Origin of the sequence: Amycolatopsis ultiminotia (assembly GCF_039536925.1) — a bacterium.
In the GTDB taxonomy this organism is placed as follows: domain Bacteria; phylum Actinomycetota; class Actinomycetes; order Mycobacteriales; family Pseudonocardiaceae; genus Amycolatopsis; species Amycolatopsis ultiminotia.
The window spans coordinates 59,297-79,804 of sequence record NZ_BAAAZN010000016.1 but is presented as its reverse complement, the minus strand read 5'-3'; the positions used below and the strand labels follow the sequence as shown (position 1 = coordinate 79,804).

Annotated in this window: 21 protein-coding genes; 12 read left to right on the top strand and 9 right to left on the bottom strand. The window is 72.0% G+C overall.

Annotation, left to right across the window (positions count from 1 at the left end; all coding sequences use genetic code 11):
* Positions 1-61 precede the first annotated feature (61 nt).
* The 6 genes from ABD793_RS30790 (at position 62) to ABD793_RS30765 (ending at position 4,346) form a co-directional block, all read left to right on the top strand.
* Positions 62-508 carry a VOC family protein gene (locus tag ABD793_RS30790; RefSeq protein ID WP_344866357.1) on the top strand — a complete coding sequence of 149 codons (447 nt, stop codon included), beginning with the start codon at positions 62-64 and terminating at the stop codon, positions 506-508.
* The gene (mobA, locus tag ABD793_RS30785; protein ID WP_344866355.1) at positions 505-1,053 is read left to right on the top strand and encodes a molybdenum cofactor guanylyltransferase; all 549 of its coding nucleotides are present in this window, start codon (positions 505-507) and stop codon (positions 1,051-1,053) included. Before ABD793_RS30790 ends, mobA begins: the two co-directional genes overlap by 4 nt.
* Positions 1,054-1,197: 144 nt before the next feature.
* Entirely contained in the window at positions 1,198-2,262 is a 1,065-nt protein-coding gene (locus ABD793_RS30780; RefSeq protein WP_344866353.1) for an AAA family ATPase, read from the top strand.
* 70 nt (positions 2,263-2,332) lie between these two features.
* Positions 2,333-3,214 (top strand): DUF58 domain-containing protein, encoded by an 882-nt coding sequence (locus tag ABD793_RS30775; RefSeq protein WP_344866582.1) that lies wholly within the window; start codon positions 2,333-2,335, stop codon positions 3,212-3,214.
* The gene (locus ABD793_RS30770) at positions 3,211-3,369 is read left to right on the top strand and encodes a hypothetical protein (protein ID WP_344866351.1); all 159 of its coding nucleotides are present in this window, start codon (positions 3,211-3,213) and stop codon (positions 3,367-3,369) included. The genes ABD793_RS30775 and ABD793_RS30770 overlap by 4 nt, the downstream gene beginning before the upstream one ends.
* Complete coding sequence (locus tag ABD793_RS30765; protein ID WP_344866349.1) at positions 3,366-4,346, top strand: VWA domain-containing protein; 981 nt, start codon at positions 3,366-3,368, stop codon at positions 4,344-4,346. Before ABD793_RS30770 ends, ABD793_RS30765 begins: the two co-directional genes overlap by 4 nt.
* Positions 4,347-4,358: 12 nt before the next feature.
* On the opposite strand, the gene ABD793_RS30760 is transcribed toward ABD793_RS30765, so the two are convergent.
* The 6 genes from ABD793_RS30760 to ABD793_RS30735 are packed head-to-tail and all read right to left on the bottom strand — an operon-like array spanning position 4,359 to position 9,622.
* Positions 4,359-4,820 (bottom strand): tRNA (cytidine(34)-2'-O)-methyltransferase, encoded by a 462-nt coding sequence (locus ABD793_RS30760; protein WP_344866347.1) that lies wholly within the window; start codon positions 4,818-4,820, stop codon positions 4,359-4,361.
* 8 nt (positions 4,821-4,828) lie between these two features.
* Positions 4,829-5,233: an acyl-CoA thioesterase gene (locus tag ABD793_RS30755; protein ID WP_344866580.1), complete on the bottom strand. Its 405-nt coding sequence runs from the start codon at positions 5,231-5,233 to the stop codon at positions 4,829-4,831.
* Between the two features lie 50 nt (positions 5,234-5,283).
* On the bottom strand, positions 5,284-6,225 hold the full coding sequence (locus ABD793_RS30750; RefSeq protein ID WP_344866345.1) for a TAXI family TRAP transporter solute-binding subunit: 942 nt from the start codon (positions 6,223-6,225) through the stop codon (positions 5,284-5,286).
* On the bottom strand, positions 6,222-7,610 hold the full coding sequence (locus ABD793_RS30745) for a sensor histidine kinase (RefSeq protein WP_344866343.1): 1,389 nt from the start codon (positions 7,608-7,610) through the stop codon (positions 6,222-6,224). The genes ABD793_RS30750 and ABD793_RS30745 overlap by 4 nt, the downstream gene beginning before the upstream one ends.
* Positions 7,611-7,613: 3 nt before the next feature.
* On the bottom strand, positions 7,614-8,279 hold the full coding sequence (locus ABD793_RS30740) for a response regulator transcription factor (protein ID WP_344866341.1): 666 nt from the start codon (positions 8,277-8,279) through the stop codon (positions 7,614-7,616).
* Positions 8,280-8,293: 14 nt separating this feature from the next.
* Positions 8,294-9,622 carry an MFS transporter gene (locus tag ABD793_RS30735; RefSeq protein WP_344866339.1) on the bottom strand — a complete coding sequence of 443 codons (1,329 nt, stop codon included), beginning with the start codon at positions 9,620-9,622 and terminating at the stop codon, positions 8,294-8,296.
* Positions 9,623-9,799: 177 nt separating this feature from the next.
* On the opposite strand from ABD793_RS30735, the gene fabG reads away from it, so the two are divergent.
* Entirely contained in the window at positions 9,800-10,504 is a 705-nt protein-coding gene (fabG, locus tag ABD793_RS30730) for a 3-oxoacyl-ACP reductase FabG (RefSeq protein ID WP_344866337.1), read from the top strand.
* A 46-nt stretch (positions 10,505-10,550) separates the two neighbouring features.
* Positions 10,551-11,318: an enoyl-ACP reductase FabI gene (gene fabI / locus ABD793_RS30725; protein WP_344866335.1), complete on the top strand. Its 768-nt coding sequence runs from the start codon at positions 10,551-10,553 to the stop codon at positions 11,316-11,318.
* A 48-nt stretch (positions 11,319-11,366) separates the two neighbouring features.
* Here the strand turns inward: fabI and ABD793_RS30720 are convergent, their stop codons facing one another.
* Positions 11,367-12,548 (bottom strand): Cmx/CmrA family chloramphenicol efflux MFS transporter, encoded by a 1,182-nt coding sequence (locus tag ABD793_RS30720; protein WP_344866334.1) that lies wholly within the window; start codon positions 12,546-12,548, stop codon positions 11,367-11,369.
* An 84-nt stretch (positions 12,549-12,632) separates the two neighbouring features.
* Positions 12,633-13,217 carry a TetR/AcrR family transcriptional regulator gene (locus ABD793_RS30715; protein WP_344866332.1) on the bottom strand — a complete coding sequence of 195 codons (585 nt, stop codon included), beginning with the start codon at positions 13,215-13,217 and terminating at the stop codon, positions 12,633-12,635.
* Between the two features lie 86 nt (positions 13,218-13,303).
* Between ABD793_RS30715 and ABD793_RS30710 the strand changes: the two genes are divergently transcribed.
* A complete protein-coding gene (locus ABD793_RS30710; protein ID WP_344866330.1) occupies positions 13,304-14,347 on the top strand; it encodes a ferrochelatase in 1,044 nt (347 codons plus the stop codon).
* A 191-nt stretch (positions 14,348-14,538) separates the two neighbouring features.
* On the opposite strand, the gene ABD793_RS30705 is transcribed toward ABD793_RS30710, so the two are convergent.
* Positions 14,539-15,336: a hypothetical protein gene (locus ABD793_RS30705; protein ID WP_344866328.1), complete on the bottom strand. Its 798-nt coding sequence runs from the start codon at positions 15,334-15,336 to the stop codon at positions 14,539-14,541.
* Positions 15,337-15,471: 135 nt separating this feature from the next.
* Between ABD793_RS30705 and ABD793_RS30700 the strand changes: the two genes are divergently transcribed.
* From ABD793_RS30700 to mshC, 3 genes are all read left to right on the top strand, one after another.
* Entirely contained in the window at positions 15,472-16,869 is a 1,398-nt protein-coding gene (locus ABD793_RS30700) for an ATP-binding protein (RefSeq protein WP_344866326.1), read from the top strand.
* Positions 16,869-18,827, top strand: a complete 1,959-nt coding sequence (locus ABD793_RS30695) for a VWA domain-containing protein (RefSeq protein WP_344866324.1) — start codon at positions 16,869-16,871, stop codon at positions 18,825-18,827. The genes ABD793_RS30700 and ABD793_RS30695 overlap by 1 nt, the downstream gene beginning before the upstream one ends.
* Before the next feature lie 381 nt (positions 18,828-19,208).
* Positions 19,209-20,447: a cysteine--1-D-myo-inosityl 2-amino-2-deoxy-alpha-D-glucopyranoside ligase gene (gene mshC / locus ABD793_RS30690; RefSeq protein ID WP_344866322.1), complete on the top strand. Its 1,239-nt coding sequence runs from the start codon at positions 19,209-19,211 to the stop codon at positions 20,445-20,447.
* Positions 20,448-20,508: the final 61 nt, after the last annotated feature.

Sequence of the window (20,508 nt, the reverse complement as noted above, 5' to 3'; positions counted from 1 at the left end):
GCAACCTAACCCGGGCGAACCCCGGTCGCGCAGTGGCTTCCGGGACCGGCACGCTGGGCACATGACGGAGCTGATCGAAAGGGTCGACCACACCGGGATCACGGTGCCCGACCTCGAGGCCGCGCTGCGGTTCCGGCGGGACGTGCTCGGGTTCGAGGAGACCCACCGGGGGCGGCTCGACGGCGAGTTCGCCGCGGAGGTCGTGGGCGTGCCGGAAGCGGACATCCGGATGGCTTCCCTGCTCGGCCACGGGCACCGCATCGAGCTGCTGCAGTACGACGCCCCCGCGGACCGGCAGCACCTACGGCCCCGGTCCTGCGACGTCGGGTCGGTGCACCTGGCGCTGCGTGTACGGGATCTCGACGCGTTCGCGCGGCTCGTGGCGCCGCACGGCTGGGAGGCGGCCGGGGCACCGCAGACGTTGGAACGGGGAGCGCGGCAGGGGAGCCGGTTCGGCTACTTCCGCGATGCCGCCGGCACGACGATCGAAGCGATCCAGCCGGCATGAGGTTCGCCGGGATCGTGCTGGCCGGCGGGGCCGCCCGCCGGATGTCCGGAGTGGACAAACCGGAACTGGTCGTGCGCGGCAGTTCGCTGCTGGCACACGCGCTCGCCGCGCTGGCCGGGGCACGGCCGCTGGTCGTGGCCGGGCCGCAGCGCCCCGGCTATCCCGGCGTGGTCTGGACGCGGGAGCCGGTGCCGGGAACCGGCCCGGTGGCCGCGCTGGCGGCGGGACTCGAACCGGTCACGGACGCTGCGGTGACCGTGGTGCTCGCCGGAGATCTGCCCGGGATCCGCGCGTCCACAGTGGAGCGGCTGCTGGCTGCGCTGGACGCGACAGCCGACGGGGCGGTCCTGCTGGACGCGGCCGGACAGCGGCAGTGGCTGGCCGGTGCGTGGCGCACCGCGGCACTGCGCGCGGCGGTGCCGGACGACCCGGAGAACCGGTCGCTGCGTCGCACCCTGGGCGTGCTGCGGATCGCCGAAGTCCCGGCGGAGCCGGGCGAGGCGGACGACATCGACACTCCCGAGGACTTCGAACGGCACCGCTGAGACCGGCTTCACAGCTGTCACACCGGCGGTGCGGTTGGCTGGCACCAGCGACCGTCGCGGATTCAGCGTGCCGCGCGGACGGCGGCCGCCGCGAAGCAGTACGGTCGCGGGCGAGTCCGCAGACGTGGAACCACAGGAGGAAGAGTGACCGAGCCCGGCTACGCCGAGGGCGGGAACGGGCAGCAGCCCGGCACCCCGGCGCGGGACGCCCAGCTGCTGGAACGGACCGTGTTCGAGGTCAAGCGCGTCATCGTCGGCCAGGACCGGCTGGTGGAGCGCATGCTCGTCGGGCTGCTGGCGAAGGGGCACCTGCTGCTCGAAGGCGTGCCGGGGGTCGCGAAGACGCTGGCCGTGGAGACCTTCGCGCGGGTGGTCGGCGGATCGTTCTCCCGCGTGCAGTTCACCCCGGACCTGGTGCCCGCGGACATCCTCGGCACCCGTATCTACCGGCAGGGCGCGGAACGGTTCGACGTCGAACTCGGCCCGGTCGTGGCCAATTTCGTGCTGGCCGACGAGATCAACCGCGCACCGGCGAAGGTGCAGTCGGCGATGCTCGAGGTGATGGCGGAGCGGCACGTGTCCATCGGCGGCAAGACCTTCCCGATGCCCGATCCGTTCCTCGTGCTCGCCACCCAGAACCCGATCGAGAACGAGGGCGTGTACCCGCTGCCCGAGGCGCAGCGCGACCGGTTCCTGTTCAAGATCCTGGTCGAGTACCCCTCGGCCGAGGAGGAGCGCGAGATCGTCTACCGGATGGGCGTCACCCCGCCCAGTCCGCACGAGGTGCTCAGCCCGGCCGAGCTGGTCCGGCTGCAGGGCGTGGCCTCGCAGGTGTTCGTGCACCACGCGCTGGTCGACTACGTGGTGCGGCTGGTGCTCACCACCCGCACGCCGAACGACCACGGTCTCGCGGACGTGGCGGGCTGGGTGTCCTACGGTGCTTCGCCGCGCGCGAGCCTCGGCATCATCGCCGCGGCGCGGGCACTGGCGCTGGTGCGCGGCCGGGATTACGTGCTGCCGCAGGACGTGGTGGACGTGGTGCCGGACGTGCTGCGGCATCGGCTCGTGCTGTCCTACGACGCACTCGCCGACGGTGTGCCGGTGGAGCACATCATCACCCGCGTGCTGCAGACCGTGCCGCTGCCGCAGGTTTCGGCCCGTCCGCAGGGCGGGACCGGCCCGGTGGCCGCCGGTGCGCCCGTCAGGTAGCCGCGTGGCAGGCAAGAACCAGAGCGACCGGCGCCCGTCGTGGGCGCCACCCGTGCTGCGCGGCGAGCGGATGGCGGCCGGGCTGCGCACACTGGAGCTCGACGTGCGCCGCCGGCTCGACGGGCTGTTGCAGGGCAACCACCTCGGCCTGGTGCCGGGTCCGGGATCCGAACCCGGGGAGGCCCGGCCGTACCAGCCGGGTGACGACGTGCGCCGGATGGACTGGGCGGTCACCGCGCGCACGACCACCCCGCACATCCGCGAGACGGTGGCCGACCGCGAGCTGGAGACGTGGGTGGTCGCCGACTTGTCGGCCAGCCTCGACTTCGGCACCGCGCTGTGCGAGAAGCGGGATCTGGTGGTCTGTGCGACGGCCGCGGTCGCGCATCTGACCGGCGGGGGCGGCAACCGGATCGGCGCGCTGATCTCCAACGGCCAGGGCAGCACCCGGATTCCCGCGCGCGGCGGGCTCGCGCACGCACGCGGCCTGGTCCGCCGGCTGGCCGAGACCCCGCGGGCGCCCGAGGGCGTGCGGGGTGACTTCGCCGGTGCGCTGGAGCAGTTGCGCCGTCCGCCGCGGCGGCGCGGTCTGGCCGTGGTGATTTCGGACTTCCTCGGTCCGGGTGACTGGGAGCGCCCGCTGCGCGCACTCGGTGCCAGGCACGAGCTGATCGCGGTCGAGGTGCTCGATCCACGGGACGTCGATCTGCCGGAGGTGGGCACGGTCGTGCTCGCCGACCCGGAGACCGGGCGGCAGCGCGAGGTGCACGCTTCGGCGTTGCTGCGCAAGGAATTCGGCGCGGCGGCGCATGCGCACCGGCAGCAGGTCGCGACCGGGCTGCGCCGCGCCGGGGCCGCGCACCTGGTGCTGCGCACGGACTCGGACTGGATCTCCGACCTGGTGCGGTTCGTGGTGGCCCGCAAGCGCCGCTGGTCGGGGGGTGCCGCGTGAGCACCGCCGACGTGGTCTTTCCCGCGGAGGCGGCGGTGGATGCTGCCGACGTGGTCTTTCCCGCGGAGGCGGCGGTGGATGCTGCCGACGTGCTCTGTCCCGCGGTGGCGGTAGTGGGCACCGCCGATGTTCTTCTTCCCGCGGAGGCGGTATGAGCTTGAGCGGATTCACCGCGCCGTGGTGGTTCCTGCTGCTGATCGCGGTTGCCGGGGTCGTGGTTGCGTACGTGCTGGTGCAGCGGGCGCGGCGCAAGCGGGTGTTGCGGTTTGCGAATCTGGAGCTGCTGGACCGGGTGGCGCCGAAGGCGCAGGGCTGGATCCGGCACGTGCCCGCGATCCTGCTGGTGCTGTCGATGCTGGTGCTGACGGTCGCGCTGGCCGGGCCGACGGCCGAACAGCGGGTGCCGCGGAACCGGGCGACCGTGATGCTGGTGATCGACGTGTCGTTGTCGATGAAGGCCACCGACGTCGCGCCGACCCGGCTGAAGGCGGCGCAGGACGCGGCGAAGCAGTTCGCGGAGAACATGACCCCCGGTATCAACCTGGGCCTGATCTCGTTTGCCGGTACGGCGACGGTGCTGGTGAACCCGACCACCGACCGGGCGGGCGTGGCGAAGGCGATCGACAATCTGAAGCTGTCCGAGTCCACCGCCACCGGCGAGGGGATTTACGCGGCGCTCCAGTCGATCCAGAACTTCTCCGCCGTGGTGGGCGGGGCGGAGGGCCCGCCGCCGGCGCGGGTCGTGCTGATGAGTGACGGCAAGCAGACCGTGCCGCAGGACCTCTACGCACCGCGGGGCGCCTACACCGCGGCGCAGGCGGCGAAGCAGGCGCAGATGCCGATCTCGTCGATTTCGTTCGGTACCACGCACGGTTCGGTCGACATCGAGGGCAAATCGCAGGACGTGCGCGTGGACGACGATTCGCTGCAGGAGATCGCGCGGCTCTCCGGCGGCCAGTTCTACAAGGCGGCGAGCGCGGACGAGCTGAAACGGGTGTATGCCGATCTGGGCGAGCAGATCGGCTACGAACTCAAGGACGCGGACGCGAGCAAGCCGTGGCTGGTCGCGGGCACGCTGATCCTGATGATCGGCGCGGGTGCGGCACTGCTGGTCGGACAGAGACTTCCCTGAGCCGGCACCGGGTCAGGGGGTGCGGAATCCGTTCTGCCGCCACGCCTCGTACAGGCTGATCGCGGCGGTGTTGGCCAGGTTCAGCGAACGGCTCGTGGGCAGCATCGGCAGCCGCACCCGCTCGGTGATCTCCGGGGCGTGCTGCACCTCGGCGGGCAGGCCGGTGGACTCCGGGCCGAACAGCAGTACGTCGCCCGGTTCGTAGGCCACCTCGGTGTAGCGGCGGGTCGCCGACGCGCTGAACGCATACACCTTGGCGGGCATCAGCGCGTGCCACGCGGAGGCCAGGTCGCGGTGCACCCGCACGCGGGCGAGGTCGTGGTAGTCGAGCCCCGCGCGACGCAGTTGCCGGTCCTCCAGCGTGAAGCCGAGTGGTTCCACCAGGTGCAGTTCGCAGCCGGTGTTCGCGGCCAGCCGGATGGCGTTGCCGGTGTTCGGCGGAATTTCCGGATGGTAGAAGAGCACGCGGAACACGAGCGGCCTCAGTCGTTGTCGGCGGCGGGCAGGAACGACGCGTAGCGGTCGCGGATCTCCGCCGGCGGCCGGGCCGGCCGCATGGCCACCCGGTCGACGAACACGTAGCGGGTGCGGACTTCGGTGGTGAGCAGCTCGCCGCGGCGGATCTCGAACTCGAGGACCAGTGACGTGGTGCCGAGGTGGGTGAGGAAGGCCGAGACCACCAGCTCGTCGTCGAACCGGCAGGGCGCGAGGTAACGGAGGTTCGACTCGGCGGCCACCAGGTCCACCCCGGCCGCGAGGACCGTCTGGTGCGAGCCGAACAGCGCCTTCTCCACCTCGAACGCGGTCATGTCCACGTAGGCCAGGTAGTGCGCGTTGAACACGACGCCCTGGCCGTCGCATTCGTGGTAGCGCACGCGCAGGGGCATTGCGGCGAGGGCGCGGCGATCGGTCACCCGCCCAATCCTGCCACTGCCGATCACCCGTGGAGGGCGCGGTAGGTGCCGGCCGCCCCGGGATGCAGCGGAACCGGTTCGGTGCCGATGAGGGTGCGCACGTCGAGGAACTGCGTGCCGACCGCTTGCGCGGGCACCAGCGCGGCCGCCCGGCCGGTGAGGACACCCACCACCGCCGCGGCCACGTCGGTGGCCAGCCCGGGGGAGCAGACCAGCAGGTTGGCGACCCCGATCGTGGCGAGTGCCCCCATCCCGCGGTAGGCGCCCGCCGGCACCTGCACCTGCTCGTACAGCGCGCCGTGCGCCTGCCGCAGCCGAGGCAGCAGTGACGCGAGCGGGAGCAGTGCGAGCGGGGTGGTGCGGTTCAGCTCGGTCAGTGCCGGTGTGGGCACGCCGCCGGACCATACGAAGGCGTCGATCTTCCGGTCGCGCAGTGCGGCGAGGGCATCGACGAATCGCAGGCGCAGCGCCCGGACGGACACGTCGGCGGCGGCGAGTACGCGTTCGGCCAGCTGTGCCGCGCCCGAACCGACGGGGCCGAGCGAGACCGGACGGCCGGCGAGGGCAGATAAGCCGGTGATGTGTCCGTCGGCGCGGACGACGAGCTGGAGGTAGTTCTCGTAGACCCGGCCCAGTGCGCGCACCGGGACTGCACCGGGGAACGGCGGTTCGCCGGCGAGCGCGGACTGCGCGACGTCGGCGAGGACGAGCCCGAGATCGGCCGTTCCGTCCCGGACCCGCTCGACGTTCTCCACGCTCGCTTCGGTGGGAAGGGCGACGCATCGCAGCCGTGGTTCGGCCCGGGTCACCTCGGCGGCGAGTACGTCGGCGAACGCGAGGTAGAAGCCGCCGGACTCGCCGGCTGCGATGGTGACCGTCCGCTCCGGACCGCGGTAACCGCTGTCGCAGGCACCGAGTGCGAGGCCGAGACCGCCGAGGAGTGCGGCGCGCCGGGTGAGACTCATGACGTGCCCACCGCCGGCAGAGTGACCCGCACCTGGAGCCCGTGCGGCTCGACCGCGCGCAGTTCCAGCACGCCGCCGCGAGCACGGGTCTGCTCGCGGGCGATCGCCAGCCCGAGCCCGGTGCCCCGCGGCGCACCTTCCCCTCCGGCGCGCCAAAACCGTTCTGTGGCACGGGAAAGATCCTCCGGAGGCAGACCGGGTCCGTCGTCGGTGACCAGCAGCGTGACAGTTGCCTCGCCGGTTTCCCATCCGGCGGTGATCGTCGCGCCGCGGCCCGCGTGGTGCACGGCGTTGTCGAGCAGCACGTCCAGCAGCTGGGCCAGTTCGCTTTCCGGCGTGCACACCAGAACCGGGTCGGTGTGCCCGGCGCGGGGCACGAGGGTGGCGCCGGCTTCGTCCGCGGACAAGCGCCAGGCGTCCACACGTTCGGCGACGACTGCGGCCAGGTCGGCGGGTTCGGCATCCTCTCCGGCGGCGAGCCGGGTCGAGGTGCTTTCCGCGGTGGCGAGGGTGAGCAGTCCGTCGAGGATCCGGTCCAGCCGTTCCACCTCGGCGACCGCCGCGTCGTAGGTGGGATGGGCGCCGACGTCGGCGGCTAGGGAATCCAGCCGCAACCGCAGCGCCGCCATCGGGTTCCGCAGCTGGTGGGAGGTGTCGGCGACCAGGCGTCGCTGCTGGCCGGCGGCCTCGACCACGGCTTCGGACATCCGGTTCACCGACGCGGCGAGCGAACGCAGCTCGCGTGGCCCGGACCGTTCGGGCACCTGGGCCCGGCGGCCGCCGGCGACGGCCAGCACCCCGTTCTCCAGCTGGACCAACGGCCGCACCATCCACCGCGCGAGCAGGATCGACAACAGCACGAACAGCGCAGCCACCAGTAATGCGCCTGCCGCGACGGCGCCCCAGCGGGCGCCGACGTCCGCGGCGGCCCGGGTTGCGGACGCGCGCAGCACGACCACCCCGGACACCCGGGTGCCGGTACCGACCGGCCGGGTGAACAGCACCGGCTCGTCGGACCACGGCGTGACCTGCTCCACTCGCGGTCCGGGCTGATTGCGCAAGGTCGCCTCGACCAGGCCCTGCAGCGACGGATCTTCGGCAGTGAGACCACCCGTTTGCACGAGCGGAACCCGCTGCGTGTCCACCACCAGAACCGCGTCGCCGTACAGCCAGGAGTAGCGCCGGGCCTCCGCGGTCAGCGCCATCAGGTCCCCGGAATCCACCGCCTGCTGGGCCAGCACGACGAACCGTTCGACATCGCTGCTGCGCGAGATGATCAGCTGCTGGGTGCGCTGGTCCGCGGTCGCCGACAGCAGCGGCACGGCGAACGCGGCCACCCCGGCGAGCGCGAACGTGACGAGCACGGCCAGCAGACGGGCGCGCACCGCTCAGCCCCGGCCAAGGCGGTATCCGAAGCCGCGGATGGTGGTGAGCAGCCCCGGCCGGTCGAGCTTGGCGCGCAGCTGGGTCATGTGCACGTCGAGCGACCGCGAGACGGCGAGGTAGGCGTCGCCCCACACCTCGTCCATCAGCTGCTGCCGGCTGACCGCGGTGCCCGGCCGCGCGGCGAGTACCGCGAGCACCGCGAACTCCTTGGCGGTCAGGGCGGCGTCGTGCCCGCCGACCAGCACCCGGTGCCCGCCGAGGTCGATCTCGACGTCTTCGATCCGCACCACACGTTCGTCCGGCGCGCTCCCGCGGCTGCCCGCCCGGCGCACGACGGCGTCCATCCGGGCCAGGAGTTCGGCCAGCCGCACCGGTTTGGTGAGGTAGTCGTCCGCGCCGAGGCGGAGGGCGCGAACCACGGACCGTTCGTCGTCGCGGGCGGTGAGCACGATCACCGGCACCGGCGAGACCTGGCGGATCTTGCGCAGCACGTCCACTCCGCCGAGGTCGGGCAGCCCGAGGTCGAGCAGCAGCACCTCCGCGTCCCGGTGCCGGTTGAGTGCGTCCGCGCCGCGGCCGACGGCAGTGACCGTGTGCCCGTGCGCGTGCAGTGTCTCGGCGAGTGCTCGGGCGACTCCGGTGTCGTCCTCGACGAGCAGCACGCGCACGGTCGTCCTCCCGGTCAGTCCTCACCGCGTTCGAGAGCGGACGAACGCGACGTTTCCCGCATTGTCGCGTACACGATCAGCGACACGAGGATGCAACCCGCGACGTACCAGAAGAACAGCGACTCGTGCCCGGCCTTCTTCAGCGCTTGGGCGATCAGTTCCGCAGTACCGCCGAAGACGGCGACGGTGAGCGCATAGGGCAGTCCGACGCCGATCGCACGGATCCTGGTCGGGAAGAGCTCCGCCTTCACGATCGCGTTGATCGAGGTGTACCCGGTCACGATCACCAGCGCGGCCAGCAGCAGCAGGAACGCGAGCACCGGCTGGGAGGTGTGCGCCATCGTGGTCATGATCGGCACGGTCGCCACCGTGCCCGCGATGCCGAAGAACAGCAGCAGCTTGCGCCGCCCGATCCGGTCGGAAAGGCGGCCGGCCAGCGGTTGCAGGATCGCGAACAGCAGCAGTGCGACGAAGAGGAGCACGGTCACCGTGCGCCGGGGGATGCCCGCGGTGTTCTCCAGGAACTTCTGCGTGTAGGTGGCGTAGGTGTAGAAGGCGACCGTGCCGCCGAGCGTGAGGCCGACGACGAGCGCGATCTCCCTCGGGTACTTCACGAGCTGCCGCAGCGTGCCGCGTTCGCCCGCGGCCCGCCCGGACCCGGCGTCGTCCGCGACGCGCCGGTAGCTCTCCGATTCGTCCATGCTCCGGCGCAGCACCATCACGATCACCGCGGCGAGCGCGCCGACCACGAACGCGATCCGCCAGCCCCATTCGCCCATCTGCGTGTCGCTGAGCGTGCTCTGCAGGATCAGCTGCAGACCGAGTGCGAGCAGCTGCCCGCCGACGAGCGTCACGTACTGGAAGCTGGAGTAGAACCCGCGGCGCCCGGGACTGGCCACTTCGGACAGGTAGGTCGCGGACGTGGAGTACTCACCGCCCACCGAAAGTCCCTGCAGCAACCGGGCGAACACGAGCAGCACCGGTGCGGCGACCCCGATCGTGGAGTACCCCGGCGTGGCGGCGATGAGCAGCGAACCGCACGCCATCATCGACACCGACAGCACGAGCGCGGAGCGACGGCCGAACCGGTCGGCGAACCGGCCGAGCAGCCAGCCGCCGAGCGGGCGCATGAGAAATCCCACGGCGAACACTGCCGCGGTGTTGAGGAACTGGGCGGTGGCGTCGCCGCCGGGGAAGAAGGATTTGGCGAAGTAGGTGGTGAACGCCGAGTACGCGTACCAGTCGTACCACTCGACGAGATTGCCCACCGAGCCGCGCAGCACATTGCCTGCCACGCGCCGTTCGTTTCCGCGTGCGCCGGAACCCTGGATCCGGGTAGTCATCGTTGACCTCCTGTGTTGCGGCTCACGGTGACCAACCGGCGGGTGACCGGCAAGGTCGGGACGCGGTTCCTTACCTGCGCTTAGGACGGTCGGACGCCGGGTGCGGTGCCCGTGCGCGCGGCCGATAGCCTGCTGTCGCGCAACCGCGACAGCAGACGGACGAGCAGGGGAGTGGCAGTGGGACGGTCGGTCTTGGTCACCGGCGGCAACCGGGGCATCGGGCTTGCGATCGCCCGTGACCTCGCCGCGCAGGGACACCAGGTGGCGGTCACCCACCGTGGATCCGGCGCACCGGAAGGCCTGTTCGGCGTCGAGGCGGACGTGACCGACCTCGAGCAGGTCGACGTCGCGTTCAAACAGGTCGAGGAGCACCAGGGCCCGGTCGAGGTGCTGGTGTCCAATGCCGGGCTCACCGACGACACGCTGCTCATGCGGATGTCCGAGGACCAGTTCGAACGGGTGCTGAACGCGAACCTCACCGGTGCGTTCCGCGTCGCCAAGCGCGCTTCCCGCGGGATGCTGCGCGGCAAATGGGGCCGGTTCGTCTTCATCTCGTCGGTGGTCGGCCTGTCCGGGTCCGCGGGCCAGGCGAACTACGCGGCGTCGAAGGCCGGGCTCGTCGGGTTCGCCCGGTCGCTGGCACGGGAACTCGGCTCGCGCAACATCACCGCGAACGTGGTCGCCCCCGGCTTCGTGCGCACGGACATGACCGAGACCCTGAGCGAGGACCGGCGCAAGGAGATCCTCGGTGCGGTGCCCGCGGGCCGGTACGCCGAACCGGCCGAGATCGCGGCCGCGGTCCGCTACCTCGCCTCCGACGAGGCCGGCTACGTCAACGGCGCGGTGCTGCCGGTCGACGGCGGCCTCGGCCTCGGCCACTGAAATCTCCCCGAACGTTCCGAGACCAACCCAGGATCTGGAGGACCCGTTGCCCGGACTGCTCGAAGGCAAGCGGCTGCTGATCACCGGCGTCATCACCGATGCCTCGCTCGCGTTCCACGCGGCCCGGATCGCGCAGCAGGAGGGCGCGCAGGTCGTGCTGACCGGATTCGGCCGGCTGTCGCTGGTGGAGCGCATCGCGAAGCGGCTGCCCGAACCGGCGCCGGTGCTCGAACTGGACGCGACGAACCAGGAACACCTCGACTCGCTGGCCGACCGCGTGCGCGAGCACGTGGACGGGCTCGACGGGGTGCTGCACTCGATCGGCTTCGCGCCGCCGAGCTGCCTCGGTGCGCCGTTCCTGGACGCGCCGAGTGACGACGTGAAGGTGGCGGTGGACGTTTCGGCGTTCTCGTTCAAGTCTCTGGCGGTGGCGACACTGCCACTGCTGGAGCGCGGTGCCTCGATCGTCGGCATGGACTTCGACGCGCGGGTGGCGTGGCCCGCCTACAACTGGATGGGCGTCGCGAAGGCCGCGCTGGAGTCGGTGAACCGCTACCTGGCGAAGGAACTCGGCCCCCGCGGCATCCGGGTCAACCTGGTCAGCGCGGGCCCGATGAAGACGATGGCCGCGCGGTCCATCCCCGGTTTCGAGGAGCTGGAGGCCGGCTGGGACGAGCGTGCCCCGCTCGGCTGGGACTCCACCAATCCGGACGCGACCGCGAAGACCGTCTGCGTGGCGCTGTCGGACTGGCTGCCCGCCACCACCGGCTCGATGATCATGGTCGACGGCGGGGTGCACGCGCTCGGCATCTGAGGCCGGGGGCGACGGCCCCGCGGGATGGCTTCCGCGGGGCCGTCGTCGTCAGGCGGGGACGTCCTGCGGTTCGGATGCCGGGGCGGGAGCGTGCTCGCGGCGGTGCAGGAAGAGCGAGACGGTGAGGGCGGCGACCGCGAGCACGCCGAGCGCGACGCTCACCCACGCGACGCTCGCGAAACCCAGTCCCGCGGCGATCGCCGTGCCGCCGAGCCAGGGGCCGACGGTGTTGCCCACGTTGAACGCGGAGGTCGTGCCCGCACCCACGAGTGTCGAAGTACCACCGGCGATCGTGTAGGCGCGCACGTTCAGCGCCGGGTTGGCGGCGAAGCCGGCGGCGCCCAGAACGAGGACGGCGATGACTGCGACGACCGTGTTGCCGGTGGCGGCAAGGGTGGACAGCGCAGCGATGGCCAGTGCGAGGCTGCCGTAGAGAGTCGCGAACGGGTGGACGTCGGCCAGTTTGCCGCCCGCGACGATGCCGGCCAGCGCACCACCGCCGAAGAGCGCGAGCACGACGGGGACGCCGGACTCCGGCAGTCCGTCCACGGCCACCAGCAGTGTCGCCAGGTAGCTGAAGGTCGCGAAGACCATGGCCTGCAACAGTGCGATGACCCCGAGCGCCAGCCACAACCGGCCGTTGGCGAAGACGCGCAGTTCGGTGCGGACCCGGGCCGGTCCGGTGGCGGTACGGGGAACGAACGCGAGCACGGCCACCGCGGCCATCGCGCTCAGTGCGGCCACCGCCCAGAACGCGCTCCGCCATCCCGCGTGCTGCCCGAGCAGCGTGCCGGCGGGGACTCCGAGGATGTTCGCGACGGTGAGCCCGCCGACCAGCACCGACAGCGCCCGGCCGCGCCTGGCCGCCGGGACGATCGAGGCAGTGGTGGCCGCGGCGACCGCCCAGAACCCGGCGCAGGCGAGCGCGCTGACGATCCGGGTGGCGAACAGCAGCCCGTAGCTGCCGGCCATCGCGCCGACCACGTGGGTCAGCCCGAACACCACGAGCAGAGCGAGCAACGTCGTGCGGCGGGGCAGTCGCAGCGTGCCCACCGCCAGCAGCGGCGCGCCCAGCACCATCCCGATGGCGAACGCGGAGATGAGCAGTCCCGCGTCCGGGATGCTCACGCCGAGGTCGGCGGCCATACCGGGGAGCAGTCCGGTGATCATGAACTCGGAGGTACCCAGCGCGAAGATGCTGAGCCCGAGCACGAAGACGGCAATCGGCACGGAAATCTCTCCTTCTGGAACGCGTAGTACAAAATTTCCGCACGACGTTGTGCGCGGGATTCCGGGGCTGACCCGGGGCCGGGTTCAGCGGCGGGCGACCGCGGCCACTGCGATATCCGCCACGGCTTCGAGCGCGGAACGTTCCGCGCCGCGCCGGGACATCACGCGCAGTCCGGAAACCGTGCTGTGCACGAACTGCGCGAGGTCGTGGGCGTCGCGGTCGCGTGTGACGCTGCCGTCGGCCTGCCCGGTGCGGGCGACGTGCGTGATCGCGGAGAGGTAGGCCTGGCTGTCGGCCTCGACCTGCGCCGAGATCTCCGCGTCGGTGGTCCCGAACTCGGCGACGGTGTTCACGATCAGGCAGCCACGCCTGCCGTGCGCCAGTTCGTCTTCGATGACGTCGGTGAGCAGCCGGCGGATCGCGTCGAGCCCGTCGGCGGCGCCTTCCAGTAATGCGGCGCGGCTTTCGGCCCCGCGCAGCCGGTAGTGGTCGAGGGTGCGCCGGAAGAGCTCTCGTTTACTGGAAAACGTGTTGTAGATACTGCTGCGGCCGAGGCCGGTGGCGGTGCACAGGTCGTCGGTCGAGGTCGCTTCGAATCCGCGTGCCCAGAACGCGTTCATCGCGCCTTCCAGTGCTTCGGCTTCGTCGAACTCGCGTGGGCGGGGCATGGCGGCGACGTTACCAGGTTTTAGATCGTGCAGTACAGAACAAGGCCGCCTCGGCGTGCGCACCGCCACAGCGGCAAGATGGGCGGGTGGGTTACGACGCGTTGTTATGGCTTTCGTTCGGCGGTCCCGAGGGGCCTGACGAGGTGCTGCCGTTCCTGGAGAACGTCACTCGCGGCCGGGGGGTGCCGCGGGAGCGGTTGCTCGAGGTCGCCGAGCACTACCAGCACTTCGGCGGCGTCTCACCGATCAACCGGCTCAACCGGGCAGCCATCGCCGCGGTGGAGAAGCAGCTCGTGGCCGAGGGGCTCGAACTGCCGGTGCACTTCGGCAACCGCAACTGGCGGCCGATGGTCGAGGACACGCTGGCCACGATGAAGGGCGAAGGCGTGCGCCGCGCGCTGGTGTTCCCGACGAGCGCGTACGGCGGCTATTCCGCGTGCCGGCAGTACGACGAGGACATCGAGCGAGCCCGCGCCGCGGTCGGTGCCGGTGCGCCGGAGCTGGTGAAGCTGCGCCAGTTCTTCGACCACCCGCTGTTCGTTTCCGCGGTCGCCGACGCGGTCCGCGCCGCGCACGCCGAACTTGGCGACCGGCCCGGCATCCGCACGGTGTTCACCGCCCACTCCATTCCGGAGAGCGCCGATCTGGCCGCAGGCCCGCCCGCCGAGGGCGGCAGGCTGTACTCCCGGCAGATCGCCGAAGCGGCCCGGCTGGTCGCCGCCGAGGCGGGGATCGCGGAGTACGACGTGGTGTGGCAGTCCCGGTCGGGCCCGCCCCAGGTGCGATGGCTGGAGCCGGACATCGTCGATCACCTCGACGCACTGCACGAGCAGGGGGTGGCGGCCGTGGTGGTGAGCCCGATCGGCTTCGTGTCGGACCACCTCGAGGTGATCTGGGACCTCGACAACGAAGCGGCGGAACGCGCCGGGGAACACGGTATGGCCTTCGCCCGCGCCGCGACCCCGGATGCGGATCCGCGCTTCGCGGAACTGGTGGTGGAACTGATCCGCGAACATGTGGCGGACGCCCCGGTTCGTGCCCTGTCGGCGTTCCCGGCTGCCGGCTGCACGGTGAACGGTGCCCCGTGCGCGGCGGGTTGCTGCGAACCGGCGAAACGCCCGGCCCGCTGACCCGTCCGGCCCGCCCGGGTGGACTGCGGCAGCTGAACGGCGAACCGTCCGCCCGGTGACCCGACGTGCGGCGCGGACCTGAGGGGTGAGCTGTCCGGTGTGCTTTCGCGACAGCCGCTGAAGCCACTTCTGCCGGCTGTTGCGGGTACTGCTCGCCGGCCGCGGTGTCGGAGGGAACCGGGCAAGGGTGTTCAGGGGCGCCGGTCGGCCTGCTCGGCGAAGACCCGGACCGCCTCGTTCACCGACGCCGTGCGTGCGGTGCGGACGGCCTCGGCGAGCGGGCGCAGCGCTTCGGCGCGGCGGTTCGCCGCCGAGGCGGACATCGCGCCGCCGGGGTCGTCGATCTCGGCGATGGCGAGGATCGCCGAGATCTCCTCCGCCCGCTGCAGTACCCGCAGCGACCGGCCGGGCATGCCGGCCGGCCACTCGACCTGCGGGCGGGCCCGCAGGTGCGCGGACAGTTCGGCCCGCACGCCCGGCCGGTCGCGAGCCACGTCCAGGGTCTGCAGCGCGCCCGCGCTCGCGCGGATCGCGTCGGTCAGGCCGTGCTCGGCGTCCGGCAGGGACTGGTACTCGAGCGGGACCGCCGCGCCGACCGAGTAGACCGTCCAGCGCATCAGGCCTTCCGCGATCGGCTCGGGCACCAGGCCGAAGCCGAGTGCGGACAGCACCACTGCCTCGCCGCAGCGCAAGCCGGCCTCGGCGAACGGGCCCGCCCCGCCGAGTCCGCGGACGTCGCCCGGGACCGGCAGTACGAGTTCGGCACCGGTCGCGCCGAGCGTGCGCAGCGCGAGCAGCAGCTGCACGGGCGTCGCGGCACGGTGGAAGGCCAGCGGCAGATCGAAGGCGTCGGCGGCGGCCGGATCGGCCGCGACGACGTCGTGCGCTTCACCCCAGGCCTGCAGGGCGTCGAGGACGTCGTCGGAAGCCGCGGTCCCGTTCAGCCATGCGGAGGACCAGACAGCGAAGGTCGCACTGGGTCGGCACACGACAGCCCATCTTAGAGGCCGCGGGGCGAACCCACTTCGCCGAGGGCGGCGGAGGGCGGAGCGATCCGGCCGGCCGCCCCACGCTGGAGTCGCTCCACGTCGACGGATGCCGGAACGGTCAGTAGCGTCAAGGGGGTGAACGCAGTTCCCGAGGCACTTCCCCGTACCGCAGGCGAGCTCCGCGCTGCCGGCCACACCCCGCGCCCGATCGCCCGCGAGATCCACGACAACCTCCTTGCCGCGCTGCGCGAGGGCCGGGACGCCTGGCCCGGCATCGTCGGGTTCTCCCGCACCGTGCTGCCACAGCTCGAACGCGCCCTGCTGGCCGGCCACGACGTCGTCCTGCTCGGCGAACGCGGCCAGGGCAAGACCCGGCTGCTGCGCACCCTCGCCGGTCTGCTCGACGAGTGGACACCCGTGATCGAGGGGTCCGAGCTGGGGGAGCATCCGCTCGAGCCGATCACCCCCGGATCGCTGCGCCGCGCCGCCGAACTCGGTGACGATCTGCCGGTCGCCTGGCGGCACCGCAGTGAGCGCTACACCGAGAAACTCGCCACGCCGGACACCAGCGTCGGCGACCTGATCGGCGACGTCGACCCGGTCAAGGTCGCCGAGGGCCGCAGCCTGGGCGATCCGGAAACCATCCACTTCGGACTCGTGCCGCGTGCGCACCGCGGCATCGTGGCGGTCAACGAGCTGCCCGACCTCGCCGAGCGGATCCAGGTTGCACTGCTGAACGTGATGGAGGAGCGCGACATCCAGGTCCGCGGCTACACCCTGCGGCTGCCGCTGGACGTGCTGCTGGTCGCCACTGCGAACCCGGAGGACTACACCAACCGCGGGCGGATCATCACGCCGCTGAAGGACCGCTTCGGCGCGGAGATCCGCACGCACTACCCGCTCGACGTGGCCTCGGAGGTCGCCGTCGTGCGCCAGGAGGCGAACCTCGTCGCGGAGGTCGGCGAGCCGCTGCTGGAGGTACTCGCCCGGTTCGTGCGGAACCTGCGCGAGTCGCCGGTGATCGACCAGCGTTCCGGGGTGTCCGCGCGGTTCGCGGTCGCCGCGGCGGAGACCGTCGCCGCGGCCGCGCTGCGCCGGTCCGCGCTCACCGGTGAGGAGCCCGCGGTGGCCCGGCCGGTCGACCTCGACGCGGTGCCGGACGTGCTGCGCGGCAAGATCGAGTTCGAACCGGGCGAGGAGGGCCGCGAGGTCGAGCACCTGGTGCATCTGCTGCGCCGGGCGGTCGCGGAAACCGCCCGCGAGCGGTTCGCCGGTCTCGACCTGCGGCCGCTGTCCGACGCGGTGGCCGACGGGCACCTGGTGGCCACCGGCGAGCGCGTACCGGCCAGTGAAGTGCTCGCCGCACTGCCCGAACTGCCGGTGCTGCACGAGGTCGCCCAGCGTGCCGGGGTGTCCTCGGACGAGCCCGCCGGCCGGATCGCGGCCGCGGTCGAACTCGCACTGGAGTCGCTGTTCCTCGCCCGCAGGCTGGCGAAGGACTCCGACGACGCGACGACGGTGTACGGCGAGTAATGCCCCTCCTTCCGGAAGGCTATGCCTACGGCCCGTGGCACGACGGGCCGGACCCGCTGGCGCCGCCCGCGGATCTGCGGGACGCGCTCGACGAGATCGGCCGCGACGTGATGGACGGCGCGTCCCCGCGTTCGGCGCTGGAAGAGCTGCTGCGCCGCGGTACCGAGCGCACCGCCGGACTGGACGAGCTGACCCGCCGGCTCTGGCAGCGCCGGTCGGAGATCCGGCGGCGGCACCGGCTCGACGGCACGCTGGAGGAGGTGCAGCGGCTGCTGCGCGAGGCGCTGGACGCCGAGCGCCGGGAGCTGTTCCCCGACCCGGACGACGAGGCCCGGTTCCGCGAGGCACAGCTGGACGCGTTGCCGCCCGGCACCGCGGCTGCCGTGCGGGAGCTGAACGAGTACGACTGGCGCTCGGCCGAGGCGCGGGACAAGTACGGGCAGATCCGCGATCTGCTCGGCCGCGAGATGCTCGACGCCCGGTTCCAGGGCATGAAGCAGGCGATGGAAAACGCCGGCCCGCAGGATGTCGAGCAGATCAACCAGATGCTCGGCGACCTCAACGCGCTGCTGTCCGCGCACGCGCAGGGGGCGAGCGACATCGACGAGCGGTTCGCCGAGTTCATGCGCAGGCACGGCGAGTTCTTCCCGGAGAACCCGCGCAACGTCGACGAGCTGATCGATGTGCTGGCCGCGCGTTCGGCCGCCGCGCAGCGGATGTTGAACTCGATGTCCGAGGAACAGCGGGCCGAGCTGGCCGAGCTCGCGCAGCAGGCGTTCGGCGATCCGCGGCTCGCCCAGCAGCTGTCCAACCTGGACTCGCAGCTGCGGGCGCTGCGGCCGGGGGAGGACTGGACGTCGTCGGAACGCTTCCGCGGCCAGGATCCGCTCGGTCTCGGCGAGGGCGCGCAGGCGATGGCCGACCTCGCCGAGCTGGATGCGCTGGCCGAGCAGCTGGGCCAGTCCTATCCCGGCGCCCGGTTGGAGGACATCGACCTCGAGGCGCTGGAGAGCCAGCTGGGCCCGGACGCGGGCGTCGACGCGCGGCGACTGTCCGAATTGGAGCGTGAGCTGCGTCGGCAGGGCCTGTTCGAGCGTGCCGCGGACGGCACGCTCCGCTTGTCGCCCAAGGCATTGCGCCGGCTCGGTGAGACCGCGCTGTCCGATGTGGTCAACGCGCTGCGCGGCAAGACCGGGGAGCGGGAGACCGAATCGGCGGGCGCGGCAGGAGAACCGACCGGGGCGAGCAGGGCCTGGCGGTTCGGTGACATGCAGCCGTGGGACGTGCCGCGCACGGTGCGCAACGCGGTGCTGCGGTCCGCGGCGGTCGGCTCGTCCGCGGTGCGGCTCGACGTCGAGGACGTCGAGGTGGTGGAGACCGAGCACCGGTCCCGGGCAGCGGTGGCGCTGCTGGTGGACACGTCGTGGTCGATGGTCCAGGAGGGCCGTTGGCTGCCGATGAAACGCACCGCGCTCGCACTGCACCAGCTGATCAGCACCCGCTTCCGCAACGACGCGCTGCAGCTGATCACGTTCGGCCGCTACGCGATGCCGGTGGAGCTGCCCGAGCTGGTCGGCCTCGAAGGCACCTGGGAGCAGGGCACGAACGCACACCACGCGCTGCTGCTCGCGGGCAGGCACCTGCGCCGTCATCCGGACGCCCAGCCGGTCGTCCTGATGGTCACCGACGGCGAGCCCACCGCGCACCTCGAACCCGACGGCGAGGCCGAGTTCTGCTATCCGCCGGAGCCGCGCACCATCCACAAGACACTGTCCGAAGTGGACCGGATAGCGAAGCTGGGTGCGTCGGTCACGGTGTTCCGGCTCGGCGACGACCCCCGGCTGGAGGCGTTCGTGGACATCATCGCCCGCCGGTCCGGCGGCCGGGTGGTGGCCCCGGACCTGGACGGTCTCGGCGCCGCGGTGGTCGGCGACTACCTGCGCACCCGCCGCCGCTGAACACCGCCCGCACCCGCCGCTGAACACCGCTCGCGGCGGTTGAAGGGGTGTCCGGTGAAGGTCTGCACGGCGGCCGCGGGCCGGGCAGCAGGGACGTGCGGCCACCGGCGATGCTCCGTGCCGTGCCGTGCCGTGCCGTGCCGTGCCGTGCTGGGCTGGGCGGGTGCGAGACCCTCGCCGCGCATCGCGGAGGTGGTGGTGTGCGAGCGCGGCCGGCGCACCTCGTTCGCGGGGACCGGGCATCGGGATGTACGTGCGTGAGGCCGTCCGGGCGAACGGTGGCGGCCAGTCGTCCTGATCGTGGTGGGCGGGGAACGACCAGGGGGCCTTCCCTCCCACCGGGTGAGAAAGCGTACGGCCGTCACGCTTACAGTCGGAGGTATGCAGACTTGGTCATCGGTGGCCGTGCCCCGGCTGCCCGGCACCCCCCGTCCTCTCCGGCTCCACGACACCGCGACCGGGCAGGTCCGCCCGACGGCCCCGGGGCCGACCGCCCGGATGTACGTCTGCGGCATCACCCCCTATGACGCCACGCACCTCGGCCACGCCGCCACCTACCTGGCCTTCGACCTGGTCAACCGGGTGTGGCGGGACAACGGCCACGAGGTGCACTACGTGCAGAACGTGACCGACATCGACGAGCCGCTGCTGGAGCGTGCGCACCGGGACTCCGACGACTGGGTCGTGCTCGGCATGCGCGAGACGGCGCTGTTCCGCGAGGACATGGTGGCGCTGCGGGTGCTGCCGCCGCGGGAGTTCGTGGGTGCGGTCGAGGCCATCCCGGAGATCATCGAGGTGATCGGGAAACTGCTCGCCGACGGCAGTGCTTACCGTGCAGACGATCCGGAGTTCCCGGACGTCTACTTCTCCCGCGATGCGACCGGCCGGTTCGGCTACGAGTCCAACTACGACGCGGAAACCATGGCGAGGTTCTTCGCCGAACGAGGCGGCGACCCGGACCGTCCCGGCAAACGGCATCCGCTGGACGCGCTGCTGTGGCGGATGGCGCGCGAGGGCGAGCCGTCGTGGGAGTCGGATCTGGGTGCGGGCAGGCCGGGCTGGCACATCGAGTGCAGCGCGATCGCCGCCAACCGGCTCGGGATCGGCTTCGACCTGCAGGGCGGCGGTTCCGACCTGATCTTCCCGCACCACGAGTACAGCGCGGCACACGCCGAAGCGGTGGCGGGGGAGCACCCGTTCGCGCGGCACTACGTGCACGCCGGGATGATCGGCCTCGACGGCGAGAAGATGTCGAAGTCCCGCGGGAACCTGGTGTTCGTCTCGCGGCTGCGCGCCGACGACGTCGACCCCGGCGCGATCCGGCTGGCGCTGTTCGCCGGGCACTACCGGGAGAACCGGGCGTGGACCGAGGCGTTGCTGGCCGAGGCGCAGGAGCGGCTGGCCCGCTGGCGCGAGGCGGCCGCGCTGCCCGCCGGACCGGACGCGGGCGACACCGTGGCACGGCTGCGTGACCACCTCTCCGACGATCTCGACACCCCGAAGGCGCTCGCTGCGGTCGACTCCTGGGCGACCGCAGCGCTGCGCCGGGACGGCACCGAGGCCGACGCGCCCGGCGTCATCCGCGCCGCGGTCGACGCCCTCCTGGGCATCGAGCTCTGAGAACGGCCCAGGGCGTGCCGGATGTATAACGACCTATACGCGCGGGCGTTGGTCAGCCTCC